At 71.4% G+C, this 22,468-nt stretch carries 22 protein-coding genes, 4 tRNA genes and 1 pseudogene; 3 read left to right on the top strand and 24 right to left on the bottom strand.

The window, feature by feature from the left end; genetic code table 11:
- Positions 1 to 293: 293 nt before the first annotated feature.
- The 16 genes and pseudogenes from ACWD5O_RS06610 to ACWD5O_RS06535 form a co-directional block, all read right to left on the bottom strand.
- Positions 294 to 983: a hypothetical protein gene (locus ACWD5O_RS06610; protein WP_450084749.1), complete on the bottom strand. Its 690-nt coding sequence runs from the start codon at positions 981 to 983 to the stop codon at positions 294 to 296.
- Entirely contained in the window at positions 980 to 1,825 is an 846-nt protein-coding gene (locus tag ACWD5O_RS06605) for an ABC transporter ATP-binding protein (protein WP_450084748.1), read from the bottom strand. Before ACWD5O_RS06605 ends, ACWD5O_RS06610 begins: the two co-directional genes overlap by 4 nt.
- Before the next feature lie 85 nt (positions 1,826 to 1,910).
- Positions 1,911 to 2,627, bottom strand: coding sequence for a 50S ribosomal protein L1 (gene rplA / locus ACWD5O_RS06600; protein ID WP_354964805.1), 717 nt, complete (start codon positions 2,625 to 2,627; stop codon positions 1,911 to 1,913).
- A 73-nt stretch (positions 2,628 to 2,700) separates the two neighbouring features.
- The gene (gene rplK, locus ACWD5O_RS06595) at positions 2,701 to 3,132 is read right to left on the bottom strand and encodes a 50S ribosomal protein L11 (RefSeq protein WP_053653970.1); all 432 of its coding nucleotides are present in this window, start codon (positions 3,130 to 3,132) and stop codon (positions 2,701 to 2,703) included.
- 187 nt (positions 3,133 to 3,319) lie between these two features.
- Positions 3,320 to 4,042, bottom strand: coding sequence for a transcription termination/antitermination protein NusG (gene nusG / locus ACWD5O_RS06590; protein WP_354964807.1), 723 nt, complete (start codon positions 4,040 to 4,042; stop codon positions 3,320 to 3,322).
- A 41-nt stretch (positions 4,043 to 4,083) separates the two neighbouring features.
- Positions 4,084 to 4,476, bottom strand: a complete 393-nt coding sequence (secE, locus tag ACWD5O_RS06585; protein WP_089018931.1) for a preprotein translocase subunit SecE — start codon at positions 4,474 to 4,476, stop codon at positions 4,084 to 4,086.
- Positions 4,477 to 4,686: 210 nt separating this feature from the next.
- Positions 4,687 to 4,759: transfer RNA gene (locus tag ACWD5O_RS06580), tRNA-Trp, on the bottom strand.
- 128 nt (positions 4,760 to 4,887) lie between these two features.
- Positions 4,888 to 5,280 carry a MaoC family dehydratase gene (locus ACWD5O_RS06575; RefSeq protein ID WP_354964808.1) on the bottom strand — a complete coding sequence of 131 codons (393 nt, stop codon included), beginning with the start codon at positions 5,278 to 5,280 and terminating at the stop codon, positions 4,888 to 4,890.
- 1 nt (position 5,281) lies between these two features.
- Positions 5,282 to 5,728, bottom strand: a complete 447-nt coding sequence (locus ACWD5O_RS06570; protein WP_074314636.1) for a MaoC family dehydratase N-terminal domain-containing protein — start codon at positions 5,726 to 5,728, stop codon at positions 5,282 to 5,284.
- Between the two features lie 126 nt (positions 5,729 to 5,854).
- On the bottom strand, positions 5,855 to 6,022 hold the full coding sequence (rpmG, locus tag ACWD5O_RS06565; RefSeq protein ID WP_007073056.1) for a 50S ribosomal protein L33: 168 nt from the start codon (positions 6,020 to 6,022) through the stop codon (positions 5,855 to 5,857).
- A gap of 132 nt (positions 6,023 to 6,154) precedes the next feature.
- A tRNA-Met gene (locus ACWD5O_RS06560) sits at positions 6,155 to 6,227 on the bottom strand.
- Positions 6,228 to 6,251: 24 nt separating this feature from the next.
- Positions 6,252 to 6,324: transfer RNA gene (locus tag ACWD5O_RS06555), tRNA-Thr, on the bottom strand.
- A gap of 93 nt (positions 6,325 to 6,417) precedes the next feature.
- A complete protein-coding gene (locus ACWD5O_RS06550; RefSeq protein ID WP_354964809.1) occupies positions 6,418 to 8,946 on the bottom strand; it encodes a putative bifunctional diguanylate cyclase/phosphodiesterase in 2,529 nt (842 codons plus the stop codon).
- A gap of 112 nt (positions 8,947 to 9,058) precedes the next feature.
- A complete protein-coding gene (locus tag ACWD5O_RS06545) occupies positions 9,059 to 9,250 on the bottom strand; it encodes a hypothetical protein (protein ID WP_450084747.1) in 192 nt (63 codons plus the stop codon).
- Between the two features lie 573 nt (positions 9,251 to 9,823).
- A pseudogene (locus ACWD5O_RS06540) lies at positions 9,824 to 11,001 on the bottom strand (epoxide hydrolase family protein).
- 183 nt (positions 11,002 to 11,184) lie between these two features.
- Positions 11,185 to 11,268 (bottom strand) — tRNA-Tyr (locus ACWD5O_RS06535).
- 147 nt (positions 11,269 to 11,415) lie between these two features.
- On the opposite strand from ACWD5O_RS06535, the gene ACWD5O_RS06530 reads away from it, so the two are divergent.
- Together ACWD5O_RS06530 and ACWD5O_RS06525 are read left to right on the top strand one after the other, a co-directional pair.
- The gene (locus tag ACWD5O_RS06530; RefSeq protein ID WP_354964812.1) at positions 11,416 to 11,910 is read left to right on the top strand and encodes a YajQ family cyclic di-GMP-binding protein; all 495 of its coding nucleotides are present in this window, start codon (positions 11,416 to 11,418) and stop codon (positions 11,908 to 11,910) included.
- 183 nt (positions 11,911 to 12,093) lie between these two features.
- Positions 12,094 to 12,528 carry a hypothetical protein gene (locus ACWD5O_RS06525; RefSeq protein WP_450084746.1) on the top strand — a complete coding sequence of 145 codons (435 nt, stop codon included), beginning with the start codon at positions 12,094 to 12,096 and terminating at the stop codon, positions 12,526 to 12,528.
- Between the two features lie 109 nt (positions 12,529 to 12,637).
- Here the strand turns inward: ACWD5O_RS06525 and ACWD5O_RS06520 are convergent, their stop codons facing one another.
- Positions 12,638 to 13,165, bottom strand: a complete 528-nt coding sequence (locus tag ACWD5O_RS06520) for a dihydrofolate reductase family protein (protein WP_450084745.1) — start codon at positions 13,163 to 13,165, stop codon at positions 12,638 to 12,640.
- Positions 13,166 to 13,262: 97 nt separating this feature from the next.
- Here ACWD5O_RS06520 and ACWD5O_RS06515 point away from each other — a divergent pair, with 97 nt between their 5' ends.
- Positions 13,263 to 14,030 (top strand): MerR family transcriptional regulator, encoded by a 768-nt coding sequence (locus ACWD5O_RS06515; protein ID WP_450084744.1) that lies wholly within the window; start codon positions 13,263 to 13,265, stop codon positions 14,028 to 14,030.
- Positions 14,031 to 14,049: 19 nt separating this feature from the next.
- Here the strand turns inward: ACWD5O_RS06515 and ACWD5O_RS06510 are convergent, their stop codons facing one another.
- The 7 genes from ACWD5O_RS06510 to ACWD5O_RS06480 form a co-directional block, all read right to left on the bottom strand.
- The gene (locus ACWD5O_RS06510) at positions 14,050 to 15,309 is read right to left on the bottom strand and encodes an MFS transporter (RefSeq protein ID WP_354964816.1); all 1,260 of its coding nucleotides are present in this window, start codon (positions 15,307 to 15,309) and stop codon (positions 14,050 to 14,052) included.
- Positions 15,310 to 15,450: 141 nt separating this feature from the next.
- Positions 15,451 to 16,326, bottom strand: coding sequence for a zinc metalloprotease HtpX (htpX, locus tag ACWD5O_RS06505; RefSeq protein WP_354964817.1), 876 nt, complete (start codon positions 16,324 to 16,326; stop codon positions 15,451 to 15,453).
- Between the two features lie 112 nt (positions 16,327 to 16,438).
- Positions 16,439 to 17,929, bottom strand: coding sequence for an NADH-quinone oxidoreductase subunit N (locus ACWD5O_RS06500; protein ID WP_354964818.1), 1,491 nt, complete (start codon positions 17,927 to 17,929; stop codon positions 16,439 to 16,441).
- The gene (locus tag ACWD5O_RS06495) at positions 17,926 to 19,434 is read right to left on the bottom strand and encodes a complex I subunit 4 family protein (RefSeq protein WP_354964819.1); all 1,509 of its coding nucleotides are present in this window, start codon (positions 19,432 to 19,434) and stop codon (positions 17,926 to 17,928) included. Before ACWD5O_RS06495 ends, ACWD5O_RS06500 begins: the two co-directional genes overlap by 4 nt.
- A gap of 114 nt (positions 19,435 to 19,548) precedes the next feature.
- Positions 19,549 to 21,486 carry an NADH-quinone oxidoreductase subunit 5 family protein gene (locus ACWD5O_RS06490; protein ID WP_450084743.1) on the bottom strand — a complete coding sequence of 646 codons (1,938 nt, stop codon included), beginning with the start codon at positions 21,484 to 21,486 and terminating at the stop codon, positions 19,549 to 19,551.
- A complete protein-coding gene (gene nuoK / locus ACWD5O_RS06485) occupies positions 21,483 to 21,869 on the bottom strand; it encodes an NADH-quinone oxidoreductase subunit NuoK (protein WP_354964821.1) in 387 nt (128 codons plus the stop codon). Before nuoK ends, ACWD5O_RS06490 begins: the two co-directional genes overlap by 4 nt.
- Complete coding sequence (locus ACWD5O_RS06480; RefSeq protein ID WP_450005162.1) at positions 21,866 to 22,429, bottom strand: NADH-quinone oxidoreductase subunit J family protein; 564 nt, start codon at positions 22,427 to 22,429, stop codon at positions 21,866 to 21,868. Before ACWD5O_RS06480 ends, nuoK begins: the two co-directional genes overlap by 4 nt.
- Between the last annotated feature and the right edge of the window lie 39 nt (positions 22,430 to 22,468).

Here is a 22,468-nt window from a genome sequence, read left to right as displayed (position 1 = left end):
GGGGGCGGAGGCAGCACGACAACGAAAAAGCCCCGGCGCAGGGCGCACGGGGCGAGGGCCGGCGGATCGTCACGGTCGGCGGACCATGCTCACTGCCGAGTTACGCTTGCCGCCCTACGCGGGTCGCCCGTTGTCGCGGGACCTTCGACCGTGCCGAAGCACGGTGACCAGCGGTCTCTGGGTGGTTCCTCATCCATGAGAACACGGATGACGTTTGAAGAGTACGCGACCCCGTGACCAGCACCAAATCGCCCGGTGTGAGCCAGGCCACCGCTGCGTCGACCCCGGGCGCCTCAACCCCGGGCCCGCCGCCGCCACAGGTATCCGCCGACCGCCGCGGCGCTCCACGCCAGCGCCCAGGCGGTGAGCCCGAGCAGGGTGAGCGCGGCGGCGTCGCCCGCCGTGGTCCGGGCTACCGCCATGATCGGCGGCGCCAGCCAGGGGGCCACCGACCCGGTCAGGCCGAGCACGACCGCGCCGACGCCGCCGAGGGCCAGCACCGCGACGCCGTACCCGGCGCCGCCCACGGAGGGCCGGCTGGCCAGCGCGCCGAGGGCCACCGCGGCGGGTACGACCAGCAGATGCGCCCACAGCCCCAGCGCGACACCGACCGGCACCGACCGGTCCGCCGGGTCGACCGGACCGGTGACACCGCCCACCAACCACGGGAAGGCCAGCGCGACGGCCACCGCGACCAGCGCCGCCACGACAGCGGCGAACAGCCCGGCCAGCCGCTCCCGGGCCACCCCCACCGTCACCTGGGCGAGCCGGCGCTGCACGTCCGGTTCGACGTCCAGCAGGATCTTGGTCTGCCAGGCGAGCAACGGGAACAGCACCACCGCGGAGACGCCGTACGCCTCCGCCGGCTGGGCCCGGCCGCCGCCGTACAGGATGCCGAGCGCGATGAGGCCGGCGAGCAGCGGCGCGACCGCCCGCCCGGTCCGCAGGAAACCGGCCAGTCGCAGCCGGACCAGGGCGATCATCGGGCCTCCCCCGCGGCGTGATCGACGGCCACGCCGACGCCGTCCACCGTAACCGGCTCGTCCGGTGCCGGGTCGTCACCGCCCGGTCGGGCCGACGGCGGGGCGGGCCGGGCGTCGGCGCGTACCCGCAGCACCTGGTGGCCCTCGGCGCGCAACCGAGCAACGGTTCCAGCGACCCGCGCGGTCGGCACCGCGACCTCGATCACCGCGACCGTCCCGTCCGGTGCCCGGGTCTCCTCGACCACCGTGCCGTCGGCCACCGCCCAGTGGCGCGCGCCCGGCAGCCGAACCGTCTCGCCACGGTGGTCGCTGACCAGGACCGCCCCGCCGACGGCCAGGACCTCGTCGATCAGCTCGGGAACCAGGGCCCGGGTGGTGGCGTCCAGCCCCTCCCACGGCTCGTCGAGCACCAGCAGGCCCGGCGGGCGCAGCATGGCCTGGGCGAGGCCGACCTTCTGCGCGGTGCCCTTCGACAGCTCCGGAAGCCGGACCGCGCGGAACGCGACCAGCCCCAGCCGGTCGGTCCAGGCCGTCACGGCCGCGTCGGCCGCGGCCCGGCCCAGCCCGGCCGCCCGGGCCATCCCGGTCAGGTAGCGCGCCACCGTGAAGGGCTGGTCGGCCGGGAAGCGCTCCGGCACCCAGCCCACCCGCCCAGGCCGGTCGGTGACCCGGCCCCGAGCCGGCCGGAGCACCCCGGCGGCCACCTGGAGCAGGGTCGACTTGCCCACCCCGTTACGGCCCAGCACGACCGCCACCTCACCCGGACCGATCCGCACATCCACGCCCCGCAGCACCCACGGACCACGCCGGTGGTACCGGAACCAGACGTTCTCCAGCCGCATGCGGTCGAGCCTGTCACACCTCAGACGCGCCGGGGCGCCGCCACGGTGGTGGCGGCGCCCCGGTGGAGCGAAGTGTCGGCTCGGCTCAGGCCTCGGCCGAGTCCTCGCGCAGGTTCTTCACCAGGTTGGGGTCGACCGGGACACCCGGGCCCATCGTGGTGGTCAGGATGACCTTGCGGAGGTACTTGCCCTTCGCGGCGGACGGCTTGGCGCGCAGCACCTCGTCGAGCACCGCGGCGTAGTTGTCCACCAGCTGGCTCTCCGAGAAGGAGGCCTTGCCAATGATCAGGTGCAGGTTGGAGTGCTTGTCCACCCGGAAGGTGATCTTGCCGCCCTTGATGTCCTGCACCGCCTTGGTGACGTCCATGGTCACCGTGCCGGTCTTCGGGTTCGGCATGAGACCGCGCGGGCCCAGGATCCGCGCGATCCGGCCGATCTTGGCCATCTGGTCCGGCGTGGCGATCGCCGCGTCGAAGTCGAGCCAACCGCCCTGGATCCGGGCGACCAGCTCGTCGGTGCCCACCTCGTCCGCACCCGCCGCGGTGGCCTCATCGGCCTTCGCGCCGGCAGCGAAGACGATCACGCGGGCGGTCTTACCGGTGCCGTGCGGCAGGTTGACCGTGCCGCGGACCATCTGGTCCGCCTTGCGGGGGTCGACGCCGAGGCGCATGGCGACCTCGACCGTGGCGTCGAACTTGACGTTGGTGGTTTCCTTGGCCAGCTTCACAGCCTCGGAGGGGGTGTAGAGCTTGGACCGGTCGATGACATCGGCGGCCTTGCGGTAGCTCTTGCTGCGCTGCATTGCTGATTACTCCTGTGGTCTCTGGCGGGCCGCTCGGCGCGGGCCCTCCCACGGTGGTCGGCCTAGGCCGAGGTCAGTCGTTGACGGTGATGCCCATCGACCGGGCGGTGCCGGCGATGATCTTCTCGGCCTGGTCCAGGTCGTTGGCGTTGAGGTCGGCCATCTTCTTCTCGGCGATCTCACGCAGCTGGGCGCGGCTGACCGAGCCGACCTTCTCGCTCTGCGGAACGCCCGAGCCCTTCTGCACACCGGCGGCCTTGATCAGCAGCCGGGCAGCGGGCGGGGTCTTCAGCACGAAGGTGAAGGACCGGTCCTCGTACACGCTGATCTCGGCGGGGACGATGTCGCCCCGCTGGGATTCGGTCTGCGCGTTGTAGGACTTGCAGAACTCCATGATGTTCACGCCGTGCTGGCCGAGCGCGGGGCCGACCGGCGGCGCCGGCGTGGCCTGGCCCGCCGGCAGCTGAAGCGTGAACGTCTTGACGAGCTTCTTCTTCGGAGGCATGTCACTTCCTGGGGCTTGGAGCTGGGAAAATGCGGCTGACACCGCCCTCGGGGCGCGCACGGTCAGCGCGGTGCGACAGCGGCGACGTTCAAGAGTAGCGCAGGCCGCAGCCCACTCGTCCGCCGAGGTCGAGCGGGAGGGCGTACGCCGACGTCAGCGGCGGGCCGGGCCCGCCGCCGACGACCGGTCAGATCTTGGCGACCTGGTTGAAGTTGAGCTCCACCGGGGTCTCCCGGCCGAAGATCGACACCAGCACCTTGAGCTTCTGCTGGTCGGCGTTGATCTCGCTGATCGTGGCCGGCAGCGACGCGAACGCGCCGTCGGTGACGGTGACCGAGTCGCCCACCTCGAAGTCGAGGACCTTGATCTCGGGCTTCGCCTTCTTCTGCTCGGTCTCGATCGCCGGCGCCAGCCACTTCAGCACCTCGTCGAGGGAGAGCGGCGCGGGCCGGTCGGCCCGGTCGGTCGCGCCGACGAAGCCGGTCACGCCCGGGGTGTTACGGACACAGGAGTAGGACTCGGCGGTCAGCTCCATCCGAACCAGGATGTAGCCCGGGAAGACCTTGGCCTGGATCTGCGAACGCTTGCCGTTCTTGACCTCGACCTCTTCCCGGGTCGGCACCTCGACCTGGTAGATGAAGTCCTCCATGTCGAGGCTCGTGATCCGGGTCTCGAGGTTGGTCTTGACCTTGTTCTCGTAGCCGGCGTAGGAGTGCACCACGTACCAGTCACCCGGCGCGTAGCGCAGCTTCTGCCGCAGCTCGGCGACCGGGTCGTATTCCTCGTCCGGGGCGGGCTCGGTGGTTGGGAACTCCGGCTCGCTGGCGGCCTCAACCGACTCGTCACCAGCCGCCGTCGCGACCGTGGACTGCTCGTCCACCGGTCCGGCGGTCTCGTCGTACTCAGGCACGCTCGCTCACTTCCGTCACTATCGGCTCTGGAGGCAGCCGGTCAGCTCGAGTTGCCGAAGACAAACAGCACGACCTTGGCGAAGCCGTAGTCCAGCACACCCACGATCGTCAGCATCACTGCGACGAACGCCACCACCACGGCGGTGTATGTCAGCAACTCCTTGCGCGTCGGCCAGATGACCTTACGCAGCTCGGCCACTACCTCGCGGAAAAACCGGGCGATGCGGCCGAACACGCCCACCCGACCGGTCTCCGACCGGGTGGTCGGCCGGCTGTCCGCCGACTCCGCCCGGGCGCGGGACCGCGTCGCGGTGCCTCCCCGGGAGACCGGCTCGTCCGCGCTGGTGGCGTCGTCGTCGGCTACGTCGTCGACGACCTCGTCGTCCAGACGATCGTCGCCGGCGTCCTCGCCGCGCCGCTTGTTGTCGGCCACTTCGCCCTCCGTCGCGGAATCTCGGGTCGCACGCCGGACGGCGTGCGCGGCGCTGTCACGCCGGCCGGACCAACCGTCCCGCGACGGGCCGCGGCCGGTGGATCAACCGGGGGGCCCGATGCCTCGGAACCACCCCGCCAATGCCACCACCACGGGCCGGACGCCGCCATCTCGGCGGCGCGACCCACGGGAACGGTCAGGCCTGAGGCGCAGGGGTGACAGGACTTGAACCTGCAGCCTGCGGTTTTGGAGACCGCTGCTCTGCCAATTGAGCTACACCCCTGTGCGGCAACTCTCGCCCCACGCGGCCACAGACGGCCGAGCAGGGGTCACTTGCCCCACGGCGGACCAGTGTACGGGTAGCCGCCCGACTTTCCCAACCGGTCTCCCCGCCTCGCGTGGCGGGAAGATTCAGCGTGCCGTCCGGATGGTGGCCCGCGCCTGCGAGAGCACCTTTTCACCCAGGCATGTGGCGGTCACGTCGAGCCGGGTCAGGCCGTCCTCGGTCACCTCACGGACCACCGCGGTGACCTCGATCTCGGTCCCCTGGTCGTCGTCGGGGACCACGACCGGCCGGGTGAACCGGACGCCGTAGTCGACCACCGCGTCGGGCGACCCGGCCCACTCGGTGACGGCCCGGCCGACCAGCGCCATCGTGAACATGCCGTGCGCGATCACCCCGGGCAGACCCACCTTGGTGGCGAACCGGTCGCTCCAGTGGATCGGGTTGAAGTCGCCCGAGGCGCCGGCGTAGCGGACCAGGTCCGCGCGGGTCACCTGGAACGTCTTGGCTGGCAGCTCCATCTCACGCCTCCCCACGTACGACGATCTTGGACCAGACGGCGACCACCGGCTCGCCGGCAACCGTGCTCACGTCGGTGCGGGTGGTCAGGAAGCCGTGCCCGCCCCGGGTGGTGACGTCCTCGATGGTGCTCGCGCACACCAGCTCGTCGCCGGCGACCACCGGCCGGGTGTACGCGAACCGCTGGTCGCCGTGCACCACGCGGCTGTAGTCGACGCCGAGCGCCGGGTCCTCGACGATCTGACGGCTCGCGGCCATCGTGACGACCACCGGAAAGGTCGGCGGGGCGACCACGTCCGGGTGGCCCAGCGCCCGGGCCGCCTCCGGGTCGTGGTGGGCCGGGTCGGTGGCGCCGATGGCGGTGGCGAACTCACGGATCTTTTCTCGGCCCACCTGGTAGGGGGCGGTCGGCGGATAGGTCCGGCCGACGAAGGAAGGGTCCAGAGACATGCCGCGAACCTACACGGAGAACACAATCGCCGATCTGCTCGGTCGGCGGCGGCGGAGCCGCGCCGGCCCGGTCAGATCGGCGATCGGGAAAGCTTCAACAATGGCCGGCGTGGGGCCGGCCGCAGGTCAGCGGGTCTCGCGGTGGACCGTGTGCCGACCGTCGCGCGGGCAGAACTTCTTCAGCTCGATGCGGTCGGGGTCGTTACGACGGTTCTTGCGCGTGATGTAGTTGCGCTCCTTGCACTCCACACACGCCAAAGTGATCTTCGGCCGGACATCGGTAGCCTTCGCCACGGCGGAGTGCCTTCCTCGCTAACGGAAACAACTACGACGCGTCAGCCTAGTCGCTGACTGCGCGGACATGCAAAGTGGGCGCCAGTGGCGCCCATCCCCACGACAACCGGGACCGTGCCCGGAAGACGAGAGTAGCGGTGGCCGGACTTGAACCGGCGACACAGCGATTATGAGCCGCTTGCTCTGCCATCTGAGCTACACCGCCGCGGTGGGTCCAGCTGAACCCTCGAGCCCCCTTACGGAATCGAACCGTAGACCTTCTCCTTACCATGGAGACGCTCTGCCGACTGAGCTAAGGGGGCCTGCGCGATCTCCCCTGGAGGCGCGCAGAAGTAAGAGTACACGGCCCGGCTCGACAGGTGAAATCGGATCCCCGGTGATCGTCCGCGCCCAGCTCAGGGCACGACACGAAGGCGTGGGAGCTCCCCGCCGGAGATCGTTTCCGGGTCGGCCTGGGCGCCGAACCAGGCGGCCAGACGCTCGTACGGCAGCGGTCGGCTGAACAGGAAGCCCTGACCGATCTCGCAGCCGATGTCCTGGAGGAGCTCCAGGGTCAGCTCACTCTCCACACCCTCGGCGACCACGGCCAGGCCGAACTGCTGGGACAGGGTCACCACCGCGTTGACGATCGCCAGGTCACCCGGGTCGGTCGCCATGCCCTGCACGAAGGAGCGGTCCACCTTCACCTCGTGCACCGGCAGCCGACGGAGATGGGCCAGGGACGAGTCGCCGGTGCCGAAGTCGTCCACCGACAGCCGGACGCCGAGGTCGCGCAGTCGGCGCAGGGTCGGAATGGGCCGGTCGGTGCCGTCCAGCACCCCCGCCTCGGTGATCTCCAGGGTGAGGCGTTGCGCCGGCACCCCGTACTCCGTCAACAGCTCCTGCACCCGGTCCGGGAAATGCTGGTCGGTGAGCGTACGGGCCGAGAGGTTGACCGCGATGGACAGCGGCTGTTCGGCCAGTGCCCAGTCCCGGCTACGGCGCAGCCCCTCGCGGAGCACCACCTCGGTGAGCCGGCTCAACTGGCCGGTGTGTTCGGCCACCGCCACGAAGTCTTCGGGGGCCACGGTGCCGTGCGTCGGGTGCTCCCACCGGGCCAGGCACTCGACACCGACCAGATGGCGGTCCCGCAGAGTGACCTTGGGCTGGAAGTAGACCTCCAGCTCGTCATGGTCCAGTGCTCGGCGCAGATCGCCGGCGAGACCCAGCCGGCGCAGCGATCGGGACTCCAGCGCAGGGTTGAACAGCTGCACGCTGCCCGGCACCGACTTGGCGGCCGTGGCGGCGAGGTCGACCCGGAGCAGCAGGGTCGCCGCGTCGCTGCCATGATCCGGATGTACGGCCACCCCGACGGCGGTGTTCACGTCGAGGGTGAGCGCGTCGAAGACCATCTCGTCGCGGATCTGGTCGCGCAACTGGCCGGCCAGCTCCAGTGCCGCGTCGGCGCTCTCCAACCGCAGCGTCACCAGGAACTCGTCCCCACCGGCCCGGCCGACCAGGGCCGACGACGGCGCGCTGGCCCGCAACCGGTTGGCGACCTCGGCGAGGACCTTGTCACCCGCCGCGTGGCCGAGCGACTCGTTGACCTGCCGCAACCCGTCGACGTCGAAGAGCAGCAAGGCCACCACCTCGCCGTCGGTGCGGATCTTGACCGACTCCTCCAGTGCGCCGGTGATCCGCCGCCGATTGGGCAGCTTGGTCAGGGCGTCGTGGTACGCGTCGTGTCGCAACCGATCGACCAGCCGAGAATTCTCCAGGGCCACCGCGGCGTGCGCGGCCACCGTCTCGAAGACGGCGATGTCCGCGGGCGTGAAGTTGTTGCCATCACCGAGGCGATTGGCCACCTCGAGGGTGCCGATGACGACCTGACCAGACCGCAGCGGCACCACTACCACGTCCTTGATCCGCCGTTCGGCCAGATCGGCGCGGAACTCTCCGTCGGTGGTCACACCGCGGCCGACGGCAATCGTGCGCCGGGTGTCGCGGACCCGCTCCCGGATCGTCGGCGGGGTGAGCGCCAGGTCGAGCAGACCGGGGTCGTCCACCCGGGCAGTCAACAAGGTCTCGGGGTGCCGCCCCTGGGCCGGGAGCCACAGCGTCGCGTACTCCACCTGCATCAGAGCGCGGACCCGGCCGAGCAGCGCGTCCGCCAGCCTGCCGCTGTGCCCGCTCTCGACCACCGCGCGGGTCAGGTCGTACAGGTCGGTGAGGGTGCGGTGCTGACGGAAGAACTGGGCGTAGGCCCGATAGACCAGGACAAGGCCGGCGCCGAGGGCGGCGAGCAGGAGCAGCGACCACCACGTGCTCCGGACCATGATCAGCACGATCAGGCCAACCGACACGTTGATCGCCGCGGTGAGCACCGCCGGCGTGGCGGTACGCAATGTCCCGCGCCCGGTCTGCCAGCCGTGCAGCAGCGTGTGCACCGCGGCCACGCTGGCGTAACTGATCAGGATCACCATGCTTACGGCGGCGAAGATGCTGACCCAAGTGCTTGGCCCCACCCCCTTGATGGGCGGGAATGCCTGGAGGACCAAGACGGCCAGTGACGTCCCCGCAGCGGCCCGCGCCACGTTGAACCACACTTTGGGCGCCGAAAACCGCTGCCGAGTGTGAGTGATGAGCGAACTCAACGTGTAGATGACCACCACTGTCAGCGGCGGCAGAAAGTAGAGCGCGAGGACCATTGGCAGCTCGGTGAGCGTGACACCGATCGTCTGCCGCCGAACAACCAGGCTGAGCAGCGGCAACCCCGCCACGATCATCAGGACGAGAAGAAGAGCTGCCTCCGGCCAGTCGCCGAATGGCTCCTTCGCGACCAACCCCGTGATGGTGGCGCAGGTAACCGCGATCAAAGCGAGAGGCGCGGTGATGATCCATGCGTCCTCGGACGACCTGCGCCGGGGTTGACCGCGACCGATCATGGCGCTCCTTCGGAATGACGCCGAGCGGTCACGACACCGTCACGGAGCACTCCGCCATTGGCGCGTGGCGCCCCGAACAGCCCAATTGGATGACGGACCCAGGGCGCCCAGCTCACTGCCAGACGATGTCTGCAGTCTGCGCGGTCGGCCTGACGTGGTCACCCCGCACCTGCCAGACAATGTCGCCAGCCTGCACGCTCTGCCACAAAATGTCGCCAGCCTGCACGCTCTGCCAGACAATGTCGCCAGCCTGCGCGCCGCCCCCTGCGCTGCCGCCGAGACTGACACCGCCGATGCCGCTCACGAGTGCGGCGAGGACTAGAAGTGAGCCAAACAGCCGGCCCAACCTACGACCAGACATGATTGCTCCTGTCGGAAAGTATCGTGGGGGTAGTGGAGGTTCCACGATCGTGCCACAGTGCGGGCAGCCAGAGAAGTGGTGGACGGCCCGAATGGCCCCACCGTCTGTGACTTGCCGCCGTTCGGCCCACCGCCCTCATCACGCCGGGCCAGATCACGAGCCCGCAGCGCAGCTCACCGCTTCGTACAGCGTTGAATACGACCTTCAACACAATTCGGCTCAGCCGTACCGGGGCCATCAAATCTGGCGAGCCGGTCACTGTCAGTAACGGTCCGAGAGGGTGGGACGCGCTTGCGCTCCGTGTCCAACCATCGACCACCATACCGGGTCTTCGCCAGCGCGCCAGCACCTCGACGGATCCCTTCCGGATCCGCGGCTGGCGGCTCGAAGAACGCTGCACCAGCCCAAGGACAGACCGAGGTGAGATCCCGTCTATATGGCCTTCCTCGCCAGGCCGAGCCACCGTCGCGCCCGATGGTGAACTGCCTACGCTTTGGCGACCTCGGACGTACGAGCTCAGGAGCTCCGAAGCGGCCGGAACACGGCCCGCACCTCGGTGGAGAAGAGCTCCGGTTCCTCCCAGGCGGCGAAGTGGCCGCCGCGGTCGACCTCGTTGAAGTACGCGAGGTCGGGGTAGACCGTCTCGGCCCAGCTACGCGGGGCAGCCCAGATCTCGTCGGGGAACGTGGTGAAGCCGACCGGAACCGAGACCGGCGGAGGCGCCTGGCCGGCCGCGGTGGCTGCGGCGATGGTCCGTCCAAATTCCCAGTACCACCGGGCGGACGAGGCGCCGGTGCCTGTCAGCCAGTACAGCGTGATGTTGTCGACGATGCTGTCCCGGGTCAGGTTGCCCACCGGCTTGCCGTCGACGAACGCGCGGGAGATCTTGTAATAGCTGTCCGTGTCGTGGTCGAGCATCCAGGCCGCCAGCCCGACGGGTGAATCCAGCAGGGAGTAGCCGATCGTCTGCGGCCGGGTGGACTGCTCCAGGAAGTAGCCGAAGCCGTCCATTGTGAACGTGTTGAGCGCGTCGAGCGCCACGCGCTCCTGCTCGGACTTCGCCGGCAGTTTGTCCTTGATACCGATCGCCCCGGCGAGCAGATTGACGTGGATGCCGACCAGGCCATCGCGTCCGTGACGGCGGCACCCACGTCACCACCCTGGGCGACGTAGCGCGTGTAGCCGAGGCGGGCCATCAGCTGCGCCCACGCGCCGGCCATGCGGTTGGAGTCCCAGCCGAGCTCGGTCGGCTCACCCGAGAAGCCGTAGCCGGGCAGGGACGGCAGCACCAGATGGAAGGCGTCCTCGGCGGCGCCGCCGTGCGCGGTCGGGTCGGTGAGCGGGCCGACGGTCCCGAGCAGCTCGACGACCGAGCCCGGCCAGCCGTGCGTCATGACCAGCGGCAGGGCGTTCTCGTGCTGCGACCGTACGTGGATGAAGTGGATCTCGACGCCGTCGATGACGGTCGTGTACTGCGGCAGGGCGTTCAGCTTCGCCTCGCACGCGCGCCAGTCGTAGTCGGTCGTCCAGTAGCGGGCCAGCTCCTGGACCGTCGCCAACTGCACGCCCTGGGAGCGATCGGTGACCAGCTCTCGGGTGGGCCAGCGCGTGGCCGCGATCCGGCGCCGCATGTCGTCGATTACTTCTTCCGGCGTGTCGAGCCGAAAGGGGCGGATCTCGTTGTCGTCAGACATGTTCTCCACCTACCGGGTCGGGTCGACCGGCACCGGGCGCCGGCGAGCTGGCACGCGCCCAGTCTCGCAGCGGACCCGCAACCGGCGCACCGAAACGCGAATTCGCGCCTGGGTCCAGCCCGTGGCCTCCAAGAGAAAGACCCCGGAGCGCGTTTCCGCAGCTCACGGGGTCATCTCTGCACCTGGTGGCGGGTAGAGGATTCGAACCTCTGTAGCTTTCGCGACGGATTTACAGTCCGCTCCCATTGGCCGCTCGGGCAACCCGCCAGGGCACCCCACCGCGTCGCAACGCGGCGGCGAAAGCAAGGATAGCGACTCACCCCGGCACCGGCGCAACCGGGTACGGTCAGGGGGTCGTGCCGCCGGTCGGCGGCCGACGGCAGGCCCAGACCGCCGGACAGCAGGAGCAGAAGCATGGCAGCGAACCCGTCGTTCGACATCGTGAGCAAGGTCGACCGCCAGGAGGTCGACAACGCCCTCCGCCAGGCGGAGAAGGAGTTCTCGACGCGGTTCGACTTTCGTGGCACCGGGGCGGAGATCTCCTGGTCGGGCGAGGAGGCGATCGGCCTCCAGGCAGAGACCGAGGAGCGGGTGCGCGCCGCGCTGGACGTTTTCAAGGAGAAGTTGGTCAAGCGGAACATCTCGCTGAAGTCGTTGGACGCCGGCGATCCGCGCCCGTCCGGCAAGGTGTTCAAGATCGACTGCAAGGTGATCCAGGGCATCGAGACGGACAAGGCCAAGGCGATCAGCAAGAAGATCCGCGACGAGGGCCCCAAGGGCGTCCAGGCCCAGATCCAGGGCGATCAGCTGCGCGTCACCGGCAAGAAGAGGGACGACCTCCAGGCGGTCATCTCGCTGCTCAAGGGCGAGGACTTCGGCGTCGCGCTCCAGTTCACCAACTACAGGTAAGGCGGCTTCGGGGCCTGGCCATGGGGCCGATCACGCCTTGTCACCTGGGCAGACGACGGCCTGGAGTTGGTCCTCGTCGGCCCGCCCGAAGCCGGCGTACCTCTTCTGGTGGCCTTTACGGCCGCGACTGCAATGCATCGCGGCATGAGCGATGGGTCGGGACCATTCGCTAACGTCTGGCTGGTGGCGGCCGAAGCAGCGGGGGCATTTCGTCGGACAGCGATCGAGCGATCGGATCAGCGCATCGCCTGGGACCGGACGGACCAGGCCTTCTTCGCTGCCGGAGCGTGTCACATCCTGGCCTGGGTGTGCCGGGATTCCTACCCGGATCGGCCGATTGAGATCGCAGGGGTGCGCTTGGCAGACGGCTGGCAGGTCTTCCACGCCTACGCGCTCTGGGAGGGCTGGGCGTTCGACCATTCGGGGTGGAACCCCGAGCCGGAATTGCTGACGGCCAACACAGCCTTCGAATGCCTGCCGCTGGAGCGCGTCAAGATCGTGGACAGTCTCGCCGAATTCTGCGAGACGCACCACTCCCGCATGCCGCACCAGTACTGGCAGGACCCGCTCCCCCGTGCTCGCGACTACGTGAGCCGATACACCCCACCTTGGGCGTAGTTCTGGACTCGGCGGCAACCCCTCAGCTACAAGAACCCGCTGAGCAACAGGAACCCGCCGCCAACCTCACCCGCCACCTGAAGCGGTTTCCGGCGACGCCACACACGGCTCAATAGATGACGCTGTACCAGTGGGCGGTCTCGCCGGGAATCGGCGCCAATCGCACCCTGGTTCCGCCCGGCTGGTCGAACATGCGTACCCCGTCGCCGAGCAGCACCGGGGCGAAGAACATCAGGATCTCGTCGAGCAGCCCGGCCTGGATGCACTGTCTGGCGACGTTCGCGCCGAGGACGTTCACGTACCTGTCCCCGGCGGCCTCCTTGGCCTGCGCGACGGCGCTGTGCAGGTCGCCGGCGAACGTGACGCCCGGGGCTGGCTCGGCGGGCGGCCGGTGGGTGAGCACGACCACCGGTCCGTGGTACCGACCGCCGAAGGCCCCTTCGCTGTCGGTGCCGCGGTTCGGGTCGTCGCCGCCGAAGGTGCTGTTGCCGGCCAGGATCGCGCCGATGTTGGCCAACAGGTGGTCCGCCGTCGGGTTCTCGCCGACGAGGTGCTCGGTCAGCCAGGACATGTCACCGCCCGGACCGGCGATGTAGCCGTCGAGTGACGCTGTCGCGGAGTACAGCAGCTTTGCCATGGGCCTCCTTCCACTGGTCGGTCCGAAGACCGACCGCCTAGAGCCGGAAGGGTGCGGGCTTGCATCCGGTACCCGGGTACGGGCTTACCGTCGGGTGGTGAGCGACCGACACCCTGGAACGGACGATACGTGGGTCCCCGACTCCTGTGACCTGCCCACCGCCGAGCAGCCCGTGCGCCTCGCCGAGTTCGACCGCTTCTTCGCCGACGCCGTCCGACGGCTCGATCGGCCGTCCGCGCAGCTCCTGCGGCTGCACCTGGTCGGCACGGCGGAGGCCGAGCGCGCCGCCCGGGACCTGACCGCCCGTGAGTCGGCGTGCTGCTCGTTCTTCACCTTTAAGGTCACGCGGACCGGCCGGGACGCGGTGACGCTCGACGTACGGGTGCCGGCCTCGCACGTCGGCGTTCTCGACGGCCTGGCGGAGCGGGCGCGGCCCGTCGGCGTACCCGGGTCGGCCGGGTCGTGGTTGCGCAGCGGTCAACTGGCCGGCGCGGCGGGGGTGAACCCGCAGACGCTGCGCTACTACGAACGTCGTGGCCTGCTGGCCGCGCCACGGCGCTCGCCCGGAGGGCACCGGCTGTACCCGGCGGAGTCGGTCACCCGGCTGCGGGTCATCAAGACCGCGCAGCGTCTCGGCTTCACGCTCGGCGAGGTCGCCGACCTGCTCCACGCCGGCCAGCGGCATCACCGCCCGAGCACGGGCCTACGGGCTCACGCCACGGCCAAGCTGGCCGAGGTGGAGCGGAGGCTGGCCGACCTGACGGCCGTCCGGGACACCCTGCGAGCGGCGATCTCCGCCGGCTGCGACGACCTGGTGGCCTGCGCCGGCAGCTCCGGCTGCCCGCTCCCGTTCGATCAAGCCTGACCGCGCGGCGGCAGGTGGGTCAGGCGGCGACGGGCTCGTCGGTGCGTACCGTCGAAATCTCCGCGCGGGCGATCGGCCCGGCGGGCAGCGCGGCGACCGCGGCCCCGACGGCGACCGACGCCCCCGCGAACAGGAACGCCCACGGCACACCGCCGGCGTGGTCCACGATCAGGCCGGCCACCGCGCCGCCGGCGGCGCTCGCCGCCACCGACATGGTCACCACCCAGGTGTACGCCTCGTTCAGCATGCCGGTCGGCGCGATCCGGCCGACCAGGGTGTTCTCCAGGGTCAGCGCGGGAGCGATGGTGGCCCCGCCGACGACCAGCGCGACACCCAGCGCCAGCGGCGTGGGCATGACCGCGAACACCACGAAGGTGCCGGCGAGCGCGGCGAGCAGCATGGCGAACTGCCGGGTCATGTTCGGGGACGGCCGGCGGACACCGAACCAGAAGCCTCCGGCCGCGCTGCCGATCCCCCAGACCGCCAGCAGGATCCCGGCCAGGCTCTCCGGGTCGTCGGCGGTGTAGTTGCCGGCGTACGCCGGGACGATCACGCCGGCCGCGCCGAACGCGATGCCGAGGCTGGCCACGCAGACCAGCAGGGCCGGGAAGCCCCCCACCCGCAGCGGGCCGAGCCCCCGGGCGTGGTGCTCACGCGAGTGCGGACGCCAGCCACGCATCACACGGCCGAGGGCGACGGCGGTGGTGCCGACCAGGGTGACCACGGCCGCCCCGATCAGCGCGGCCGCGGCGTCGGCGAACAGCACGAAGCCGGCGACGAGCAGCGGGCCGAGCACGAAGACGATCTCGAACAGCGAGGTCTCCGCGGCCAGGGCGGTGTTGCGCAGGTGGTACCGGTCGGAGCCGGGGCCGGTGAGGTCGTTCCACGCACCACGGATCGCGGCGGTGAGCGGCGGGTAGGTCGCTCCGGCGATGCCGGCGGCCAGGTAGATGGCGGGAAGGGCGTCGTCGCCTGACCGGCTGGCCAGCAGCAGCCCGATCAGCGCCAGCGGGTGGGCCACCGCGGTGACCAGCAGGACCGGGCTCGGGCCGACCCGGTCGGCGATCCGGCCGGCCACCGGGCTGAGCGCGGCACCGGCGACGGCGTAGATCCCGCCGGCGACGGCGGCGAGAGCGTACCGCCCGGTCACCTGCTCGACCACCAGCAGCAGCGCCAGCGGGGTCATGCCGATCCCGAGTCGCCCGATGATGCCGGTGATCAGCAGCATCGGCGCGCCGGGGATCCGCCAGACACCCAGGTACTGGCGCAGTGCGGCCACCGTGAACCTCCAGAGAATGTAATGAGCGTGAGCCGTTCCGACCCTAACGCCGCCGGTCAGTGCGAGGTATCGGATATCGCGGGTGACACAGCACTCCGCCCGCACCCGGTACGGGTGCGGGCGGAGGCTTGGATCAGCGGGTCAGCGCTGGAACTGCACAGGCCCCGAGTTGGCGGCCATCTGCTCCAGCCGGGCGACCCGGTCCTCCATCTTCGGGTGGGTGGAGAAGAGCGCGGCCACGCCGCCGCCCCGGAACGGGTTGGCGATCATGAGGTGCGCGGTGCTGGTGAGCTGGCCCTGTGCCGGCAACGGCCGGCGTCGCGCCACGGCGTCGATCTTGCGAAGTGCGCTCGCGAGGGCAAGCGGGTCACGACTCAACTCGGCGCCCGAGGCGTCCGCCTGGAACTCGCGGCTCCGGCTGATCGCCAGCTGGATCACGGTGGCCGCGATCGGCCCCAGGATCAGGGTCAACAGCAGCACGGCCGGGTTCGGCCGGTCCTCGTCGTCGCCACCGCCCAGCGGGATGAAGAAGGCGATGTTCGCCAGGAAGGTGATGATGCCGGCCAGGCCGGCCGCCACGCTGGAGATCAGGATGTCGCGGTTGTAGACGTGCGACAGTTCGTGCCCGATCACACCGCGCAGCTCGCGGTAGTCGAGGATCTCGGTGATGCCCTGGGTCACGCAGACCGCCGCGTGCTGTGGGTTACGACCCGTGGCGAACGCGTTGGGCTGCGCGGTCGGGCTGACGTAGAGCCGCGGCATCGGCTGCCGGGCCTCGGCCGCCAACTCCCGCACCATCCGGTACAGCTCGGGGAACTCCGCCTCGCTGACCGGTTGCGCCCGCATCGAGCGCAGTGCGAGCTTGTCGGAGTAGAAGTAGGAAATGCCGTTCATGACCAGAGACACGAGGACGGCGATGACCAGGCCGCCACTGCCGCCGAACCCGTAGCCGACCGCCAGGATCAGGGCGGTGAGCAGGCCGAGCAGCGCGGCGGTCTTCAGACGGTTGTGGTGCACAATGTCTCCTTCGGTGCACGGATCGCCGGGATCCGCTGACCGGTGCAACAACCCGGTACCCACCAACCATCCGTCTCAACGCTGAGAATTCACTGAGACCTGCCCGGTGCGATCAACGGCCGGCCAGGTCGAGCACCAACTGCGGGGCGACTCCCAGCACCACGGCAGCCACCGTGGCCACCGCGAGCACCACCGCCACCACACCCACCAGAGGTACGGCCGCCGCACCGCCGGGAACCGCCACGCCCGGCGTCGCCGTCGGCGCCCACAGGGCGGCGGTCATGCGTAGGTAGTAGGCCAGCCCGATCACCGCGTTGACCGCCACCACCAGCGCCAGCCAGGCGGCGCCACCGTCCAGCAGCGCCCGGACCACGGTCACCTTCGCGAACAACCCGGCCAACCCGGGCGGCAGACCGGCCAGGCCGACCAGCGCGAGACCGAGCGCCGCACCCCGCCACGGGTGCCGGCGGGCCGCACCGCGCAGGTCGTCCAGGGTGCCGCCGTCCGCACCCGTCGGGCGCAGGGCGGTCACCCCGGCGAACGCGGCCAGCTCCAGGACCACGAAGAAGACGGTGTACGCCACCGCGGCCGCGTACGCGGCATCCCGTGCCTCGCCCGTACGGCCGGCGGCCAGCGCCAACGCGCCCAGCGGGGCGAGGATGTAACCGGCCTGCGCGACCGAGGACCAGGCGAGCAGCCGGACGGTACGCCGTTGGCGCAGGGCCACGAGGTTGCCGACGGTCATGGTGAGCACCGCGAGCAGGGCCAGCACCGGACCGGTCTGGTCGGCCGGCAGCGACCGCTGCACCACGGCGAGCAACGCGACCACGCCGCCGACCTTCGACGCCGTGGACAGGTACGCGGCCACCGGCAGGGGTGCGCCGTCGTAGGTGGCCGGGGCCCAGGCGTGGAACGGCACCGCCGCCACCTTGAAGGCCAGCCCGAGCAGCAGCAACGCCACCGCGGCGGTGGTCAGCGGCAGGTCCCGCAGCTCCGGCCGCTCGGCGAGCAGCGTGCCGAGCCGGTCCAGGTGCAGCGAGCCGGTCACCGCGTACAGCAGCGCCGCGCCGAGCAGGGCGACCGTGGTGGCCACGACGCTGACCACGAAGAAGGTGACCGCCGCCTCGGCGCTGGCCAGACTCCCCCGGCGCAGGCCGACCAGCACGTACAGCGGCAGGGTAAGCGTCTCCAGGGCGACGATCAGGGTGATGAGGTCACCGGCCGCGCCGAGCACGACGCCGCCGGTCATCGAGCAGGCAAGCAGGAAGCAGTACTCCCCCACCGGTGACCGCCCGGCCCGCAGCGCGGGCACGGACAACCCGAGCACGCCCAGGGTGAGCAGCGCCACCACCGCGCCGACCAGGGCGGCCCGGCCGCCGAAGATCCAGGAGCAGTCGGCGCCGACGCAGAACGTCCGCCGCTCGCCACCCGCCCCGACCAGGGCGGCACCGACGGCGGTGCTGAGCGCCCCGAGCGCGGCCACCACGACCGTGGCCCGCGGGCGGGCCAGCAGCAGGTCGGTGACCAGCACGAGCACGGCGGTACCGGCGGCCAGGTAGGCCGGCAGCAGCGCCACGCTGTCCACGCTCTGCACCGTGTTCATCGGAGGACCACCCCCACCAGGGCGTCGACCGGGGCCTCGGCGACCCCGAGGACCAGCGCCGGGGCCAGCCCGATGGCCAGGGCGAGCAGCACCAGCGGCGCCCACGCGGTCAGCTCGGCCCCGGCCAGGGTGGGACCGACCCCGCCGACGGCGGTGGTCGGCCGGCCGTGGGTGACACGGCGCAGCAGCCGCAGGAAATACGCGGCGGTGAGCGCGCCGCCGAGCGCGGCCAGCACACCGAGGGTGGTCCAGAGCGGGCCGCCCACCTGGATCGCCGCGATCACCGCGAACGCCTCCCCCCAGAAGCCGGCCAGCCCAGGCAGGCCGAGCGACGCGATCGCCGCGAACGCGAGCAGACCGGCCAGCCGGGGCGCGGTCTCCCGCAGCCCGGACAGCTCGGACAGGCTGCCCGTGCCGGTACGGTCCTTCACCGCGCCGGCCAGGAAGAACAGCAGGCCGGTGATCACGCCGTGCGCGACGTTGCCGATCAGCGCCGCCTGGATGCCGGTGGTGGTCAACGTGGCGACGCCCAGCAGCACGAAGCCCATGTGGCCGACGCTGGAGTACGCGATCAGCCGCTTGACCTCGTCCTGCGCGAGGCAGACCAGCGAGCCGACCAGGATCGCGGCGACGGCCAGCACGCCGAGCACCGGCGCCGCCCAGCGGGCACCCTCCGGCGCCACCCCCACCGCCACCCGGATCAGGCCGTAGGTGCCCATCTTGAGCAGCACCCCGGCCAGCACCACACTGCCCACCGTGGGGGCCTGGGTGTGCGCGTCGGGCAGCCAGGAGTGCAGCGGCCAGAGTGGGCTCTTCACCGCGAAGGCGAGCGCGAGCAGGGTGAACGCGGCGAGCTGGGTGCCCCGGGACAATCCGCCGCCACCGGTCAGCGCCACCACGTCGGCGGTGCCCGCGGCGGCGACCACGACGTACACGCCGACCAGCAGCAGCACCGAGCCGAGCAGGGTGTAGAGCGCGAACTTGCGGGCCGCCCGACGCCGGTCCGCGCCGCCCCAGCCGGCGATGATCGCGTACATCGGCAGCAGGACGACCTCGAAGAAGAGGAAGAACAGCACCAGGTCCAGGGCGAGGAAGGTGCCCAGGATGCCCACCTCGACCACCAGCAGCAACGCGACCAGGGCTCGGCCACTGCCGCCGGCCGGCACCCGCCACAGCGTGTACCCGCAGCACAACAGCGTGAGCAGCGCGGTCAGCACCACCAGCGGCCAGGAGATGCCGTCGACGCCGAGGTGGAAACGCAGATCCAGGCCGGGCACCCAGGGCAGGTCCAGTTGGTGCCAGGGCCGCACCGCCGGCGCGCCGGCCGACCAGGCGACCCAGCTCCGGCCGCCGAACACCAGCGGCACCGCGGCCAGCAGGGTCAACGCCGCCGCCACCGTGCCGACCAGTCGGGCCGTCCGGTCCCGCGGTGTCGCCGCCACCGCAACCGCGCCGAGCGCCGGCAGCGCCAGGACGGCGACCAGCAACACCTGCCCGACACTCATCGGACCGCCTCTGTTCGCGACTGCGGGGCTCGCAACACCGGCTCACTCCTCGCGCTCACCGGACCGCCTCTGCTCGCGACTGCGGGGCTCGCAACACCGGCTCACTCCTCGCGCTCACCGCACCCCTCCGATCAGAGCGGCGGCCAGCCCGATCAACAGCGCGCCGGCCAGCACCCCGGCGGCGGCCCGTGGCAGCGCCGCCCGGTGCAGCGCGGCGAGCCCGGCGCCCAGGCCGGACGCGGCCCGCCCGCTGCCCTCGACAGCACCGTCCACGAACACCTCGTCGCCGGTGCGCGCGGCCCGGGCCAGCGCGCGGACGGGACGTGCCACCAGGGCGTGCTGGACGTCGTCGAGCCGGAACGCGCGGGCGAAGACCGGCCGCAGCGGACCCAGCGCGGCCGCCGGGTCGGCGGCCGGGGCCTGGCGCCAGCCCAGCAGCACCAGCCCCGCCCCGACCAGCAGCAGCGCGAGCGGCAGCAGCAGCCCCGGCCCGAGGTGGACCAGGCCGTCCTCCGCGCCCGCCACCGGCACGGTGGCGAACCGCAGCCGGTCGGCGAACGCCCCGACGAACCCGGCCAGGCCGAGCAGCGCGGCTGGCACGGCCAGGAGCAGCACCGGCCAGCGCAGCACCGCCGGCGGATCGTGCGGCCGGAGCAGCGGCAGCCGGGGCTCGCCGAAGAAGGTCCGCAGCAGCAGCCGGCCGGCGTACCAGGCGGTGATCGCGACGCCGGCCAGCCCGGCCAGCCAGACCAGCCAGCCCACCCAGGACGGCGCCGGGCCGGTGCCCTCCCGGGCGGCGGCTTCGGCGACCGTCAGCACGCCGTCCTTGCTCCAGAAGCCAGCCAGCGGCGGCACCCCGGCCAGTGCGCCCAGGCCCACCACCGTGCACCAGAAGGTCACCGGCATGCTGCGGCGCAGCCCGCCCATCTCCGACATCAGCGTGGTGCCCACCGCGTGGATCACCGCGCCGGCGGCGAGGAACAGCAACGCCTTGAACGCGGCGTGGGTCAACAGGTGGAACAGCGCCGCCGACGGCGAGCCGACCGCCAGCGCGCCGGTCATGTAACCCAGTTGGGACACGGTCGACCAGGCCAGCACACGCTTGATGTCGTCCTGCGCGGTGGCGGCGAGCGCACCGAGCAGCAGGGTGATCGACCCGATCACCCCGAGCACGGTCAGCGTCACCGGCGCGGCCGTGAACAGCGGATAGAGGCGGGTCACCGCGTACACCCCGGCGGCGACCATCGTCGCGGCGTGGATCAGCGCCGAGATCGGCGTCGGGCCGGCCATCGCGTCCGGCAGCCAGGTGTGCAGCGGGAACTGCGCGCTCTTGCCGGCCACCCCGGCCAGCAGCAGCAGACCGGCCGCGGTCAGGGTCGCGGTGGAGTGGTCGTGGGCGAGCACGTCGGCGATCCGGAAGCTGCCCGTCGACACGCCGAGCAGCGCGATGCCGAGCAGGAACCCGACGTCGCCGACCCGCGTGACCAGGAACGCCTTCATCGCGGCGGCGGGCGCACCGGGCAGCCGGCGGTCATGGGCGATGAGCAGGTACGAGCAGAGGCCCATCACCTCCCAGCCGACCAGCAGCATGATCAGGTCGCCGGCGACCACCACCAGCAGCATCGCGGCGGTGAAGAGACTGATCTGCGCCGCGTACGGCGGGTAGCGGTGGTCGACGTCGACGTCGTCGTGCGGGCCGCGCCGCAGGTAGCCGATCGAGTAGACCTGCACGGCCAGGGCGACCGCGGCGACCGCCACCGCGACCAGCGCGGCGGCGCCGTCCAGCCGCACGCCGAGGGTCACCGTCAGCCCACCGAGGTCGACCCAGGTGGTCGACGTCTCCCGGGGTCCGTCGACCGTGACCAGCAGCGCGACGGCCAGCGCGAGCGCGCCGGCCGCGCCGGTCACCCCGAGCGCGACGGCCACCCGCCGGGCCCGATCGTCACCGCCCACACCGGTGGTCGGGTGACGCGGGGCCGGCGGCAGCAGCAGGCCGAGGAGCCCGGCGGCCAGCGGTACGGCGGGCAGCAGCGCGCCCAGCACCCCGGTCACCGGCCCGCCTCCGCGTCCCGGCCGGCGGTGCCGGCGGCGGCTGGCTCCGGCGTACCGGCGGTCCGCGGCGACTCGGCGGGTTCGGTCAACTGCACCTCGTCCACCGCCACGCTGGCGCGCAGCCGGTAGAGCTGAAGGACGATCGCCAACCCCACCCCGATCTCGGCGGCGGCGAGGACGATGACGAAGAGCGCGAAGACCTGACCGGAGTGCGGCAGCACCGAGCGGGCGGTGGTGTCCGCGGTGACCAGGATCAGGTTCACCGCGTTGAGCATCAGCTCCACCGCCATCAGCACCAGCACCGCGTTACGCCGGCGCAGTACGCCGTAGACGCCGAGGCCGAACAGCAACGCGGCGGTCACGTACGGGATGACCGGTCTCACCGGCGCCCCCCGGAGATCACGTCCACCCCGTCCGGCGCTGCCGCGCCGTCCGCTCCCGCGCCGGACCGGCCGATATCCGGCCGGGACAGCACCACCGCGCCCACCAGCGCCGACAGCAGCAGTACGGAGAGCACCTCGAACGGCAGCACCCACGACCGGAAGATCTGCTCCCCCAACCGTTCCGCGGTACCCGCGTCGGGCAGCGCGACCGTGCTCCACCGGTAGGCGTCGACCAGCAGGACGGTCAGCCCCAGCCCGGCGCCGCCGCCGATCAGCGCCGCCGGCCAGCCGGGCCGGTCAAGGTCGTCGGAGGCGCCGATCGGCGCCCGGGTCAGCATCACCGCGAACAGCAGCAGCACCACCACCGCGCCCACGTAGATCAGCACCTGCACCCAGGCCACCAGCTCAGCGCTGAGCACGAGATAGTCGCCGGCCAGCGCGCCCAGGCAGACCACCAGGTAGAGCCCCGCCCGGACCAGGTGTTTCGTGGTCACCACCAGCGCACCGGCACCGACCGCCACCGCGCCGAGGGCGAGCAGCAGCAGATCCGCGCCGGTCACCGGGCCGCCCTCCGGGCTCGGGGCGCCGACTGTCGCGCG

The organism is Micromonospora sp. NPDC005161 (assembly GCF_053599855.1).
Note: the sequence above shows the minus strand (reverse complement) of the source record. Positions and strands in the feature narration are given on the sequence as shown.

Bases quoted from the DNA above. Each gene is read 5' to 3' on its own strand.
- ACWD5O_RS06550 (WP_354964809.1), bottom strand. From the start codon at position 8,946: ATGATCGGTCGCGGTCAACCCCGGCGCAGGTCGTCCGAGGACGCATGG.
- ACWD5O_RS06575 (WP_354964808.1), bottom strand. From the start codon at position 5,280: ATGGAGCTGCCAGCCAAGACGTTCCAGGTGACCCGCGCGGACCTGGTC.
- rplK (WP_053653970.1), bottom strand. From the start codon at position 3,132: ATGCCTCCGAAGAAGAAGCTCGTCAAGACGTTCACGCTTCAGCTGCCG.
- ACWD5O_RS06520 (WP_450084745.1), bottom strand. From the start codon at position 13,165: ATGGCAAAGCTGCTGTACTCCGCGACAGCGTCACTCGACGGCTACATC.
- ACWD5O_RS06605 (WP_450084748.1), bottom strand. From the start codon at position 1,825: ATGCGGCTGGAGAACGTCTGGTTCCGGTACCACCGGCGTGGTCCGTGG.
- ACWD5O_RS06500 (WP_354964818.1), bottom strand. From the start codon at position 17,929: ATGAACACGGTGCAGAGCGTGGACAGCGTGGCGCTGCTGCCGGCCTAC.
- ACWD5O_RS06570 (WP_074314636.1), bottom strand. From the start codon at position 5,728: ATGTCTCTGGACCCTTCCTTCGTCGGCCGGACCTATCCGCCGACCGCC.
- rplA (WP_354964805.1), bottom strand. From the start codon at position 2,627: ATGCAGCGCAGCAAGAGCTACCGCAAGGCCGCCGATGTCATCGACCGG.
- ACWD5O_RS06495 (WP_354964819.1), bottom strand. From the start codon at position 19,434: ATGAGTGTCGGGCAGGTGTTGCTGGTCGCCGTCCTGGCGCTGCCGGCG.
- ACWD5O_RS06610 (WP_450084749.1), bottom strand. From the start codon at position 983: ATGATCGCCCTGGTCCGGCTGCGACTGGCCGGTTTCCTGCGGACCGGG.
- ACWD5O_RS06530 (WP_354964812.1), top strand. From the start codon at position 11,416: ATGGCAGCGAACCCGTCGTTCGACATCGTGAGCAAGGTCGACCGCCAG.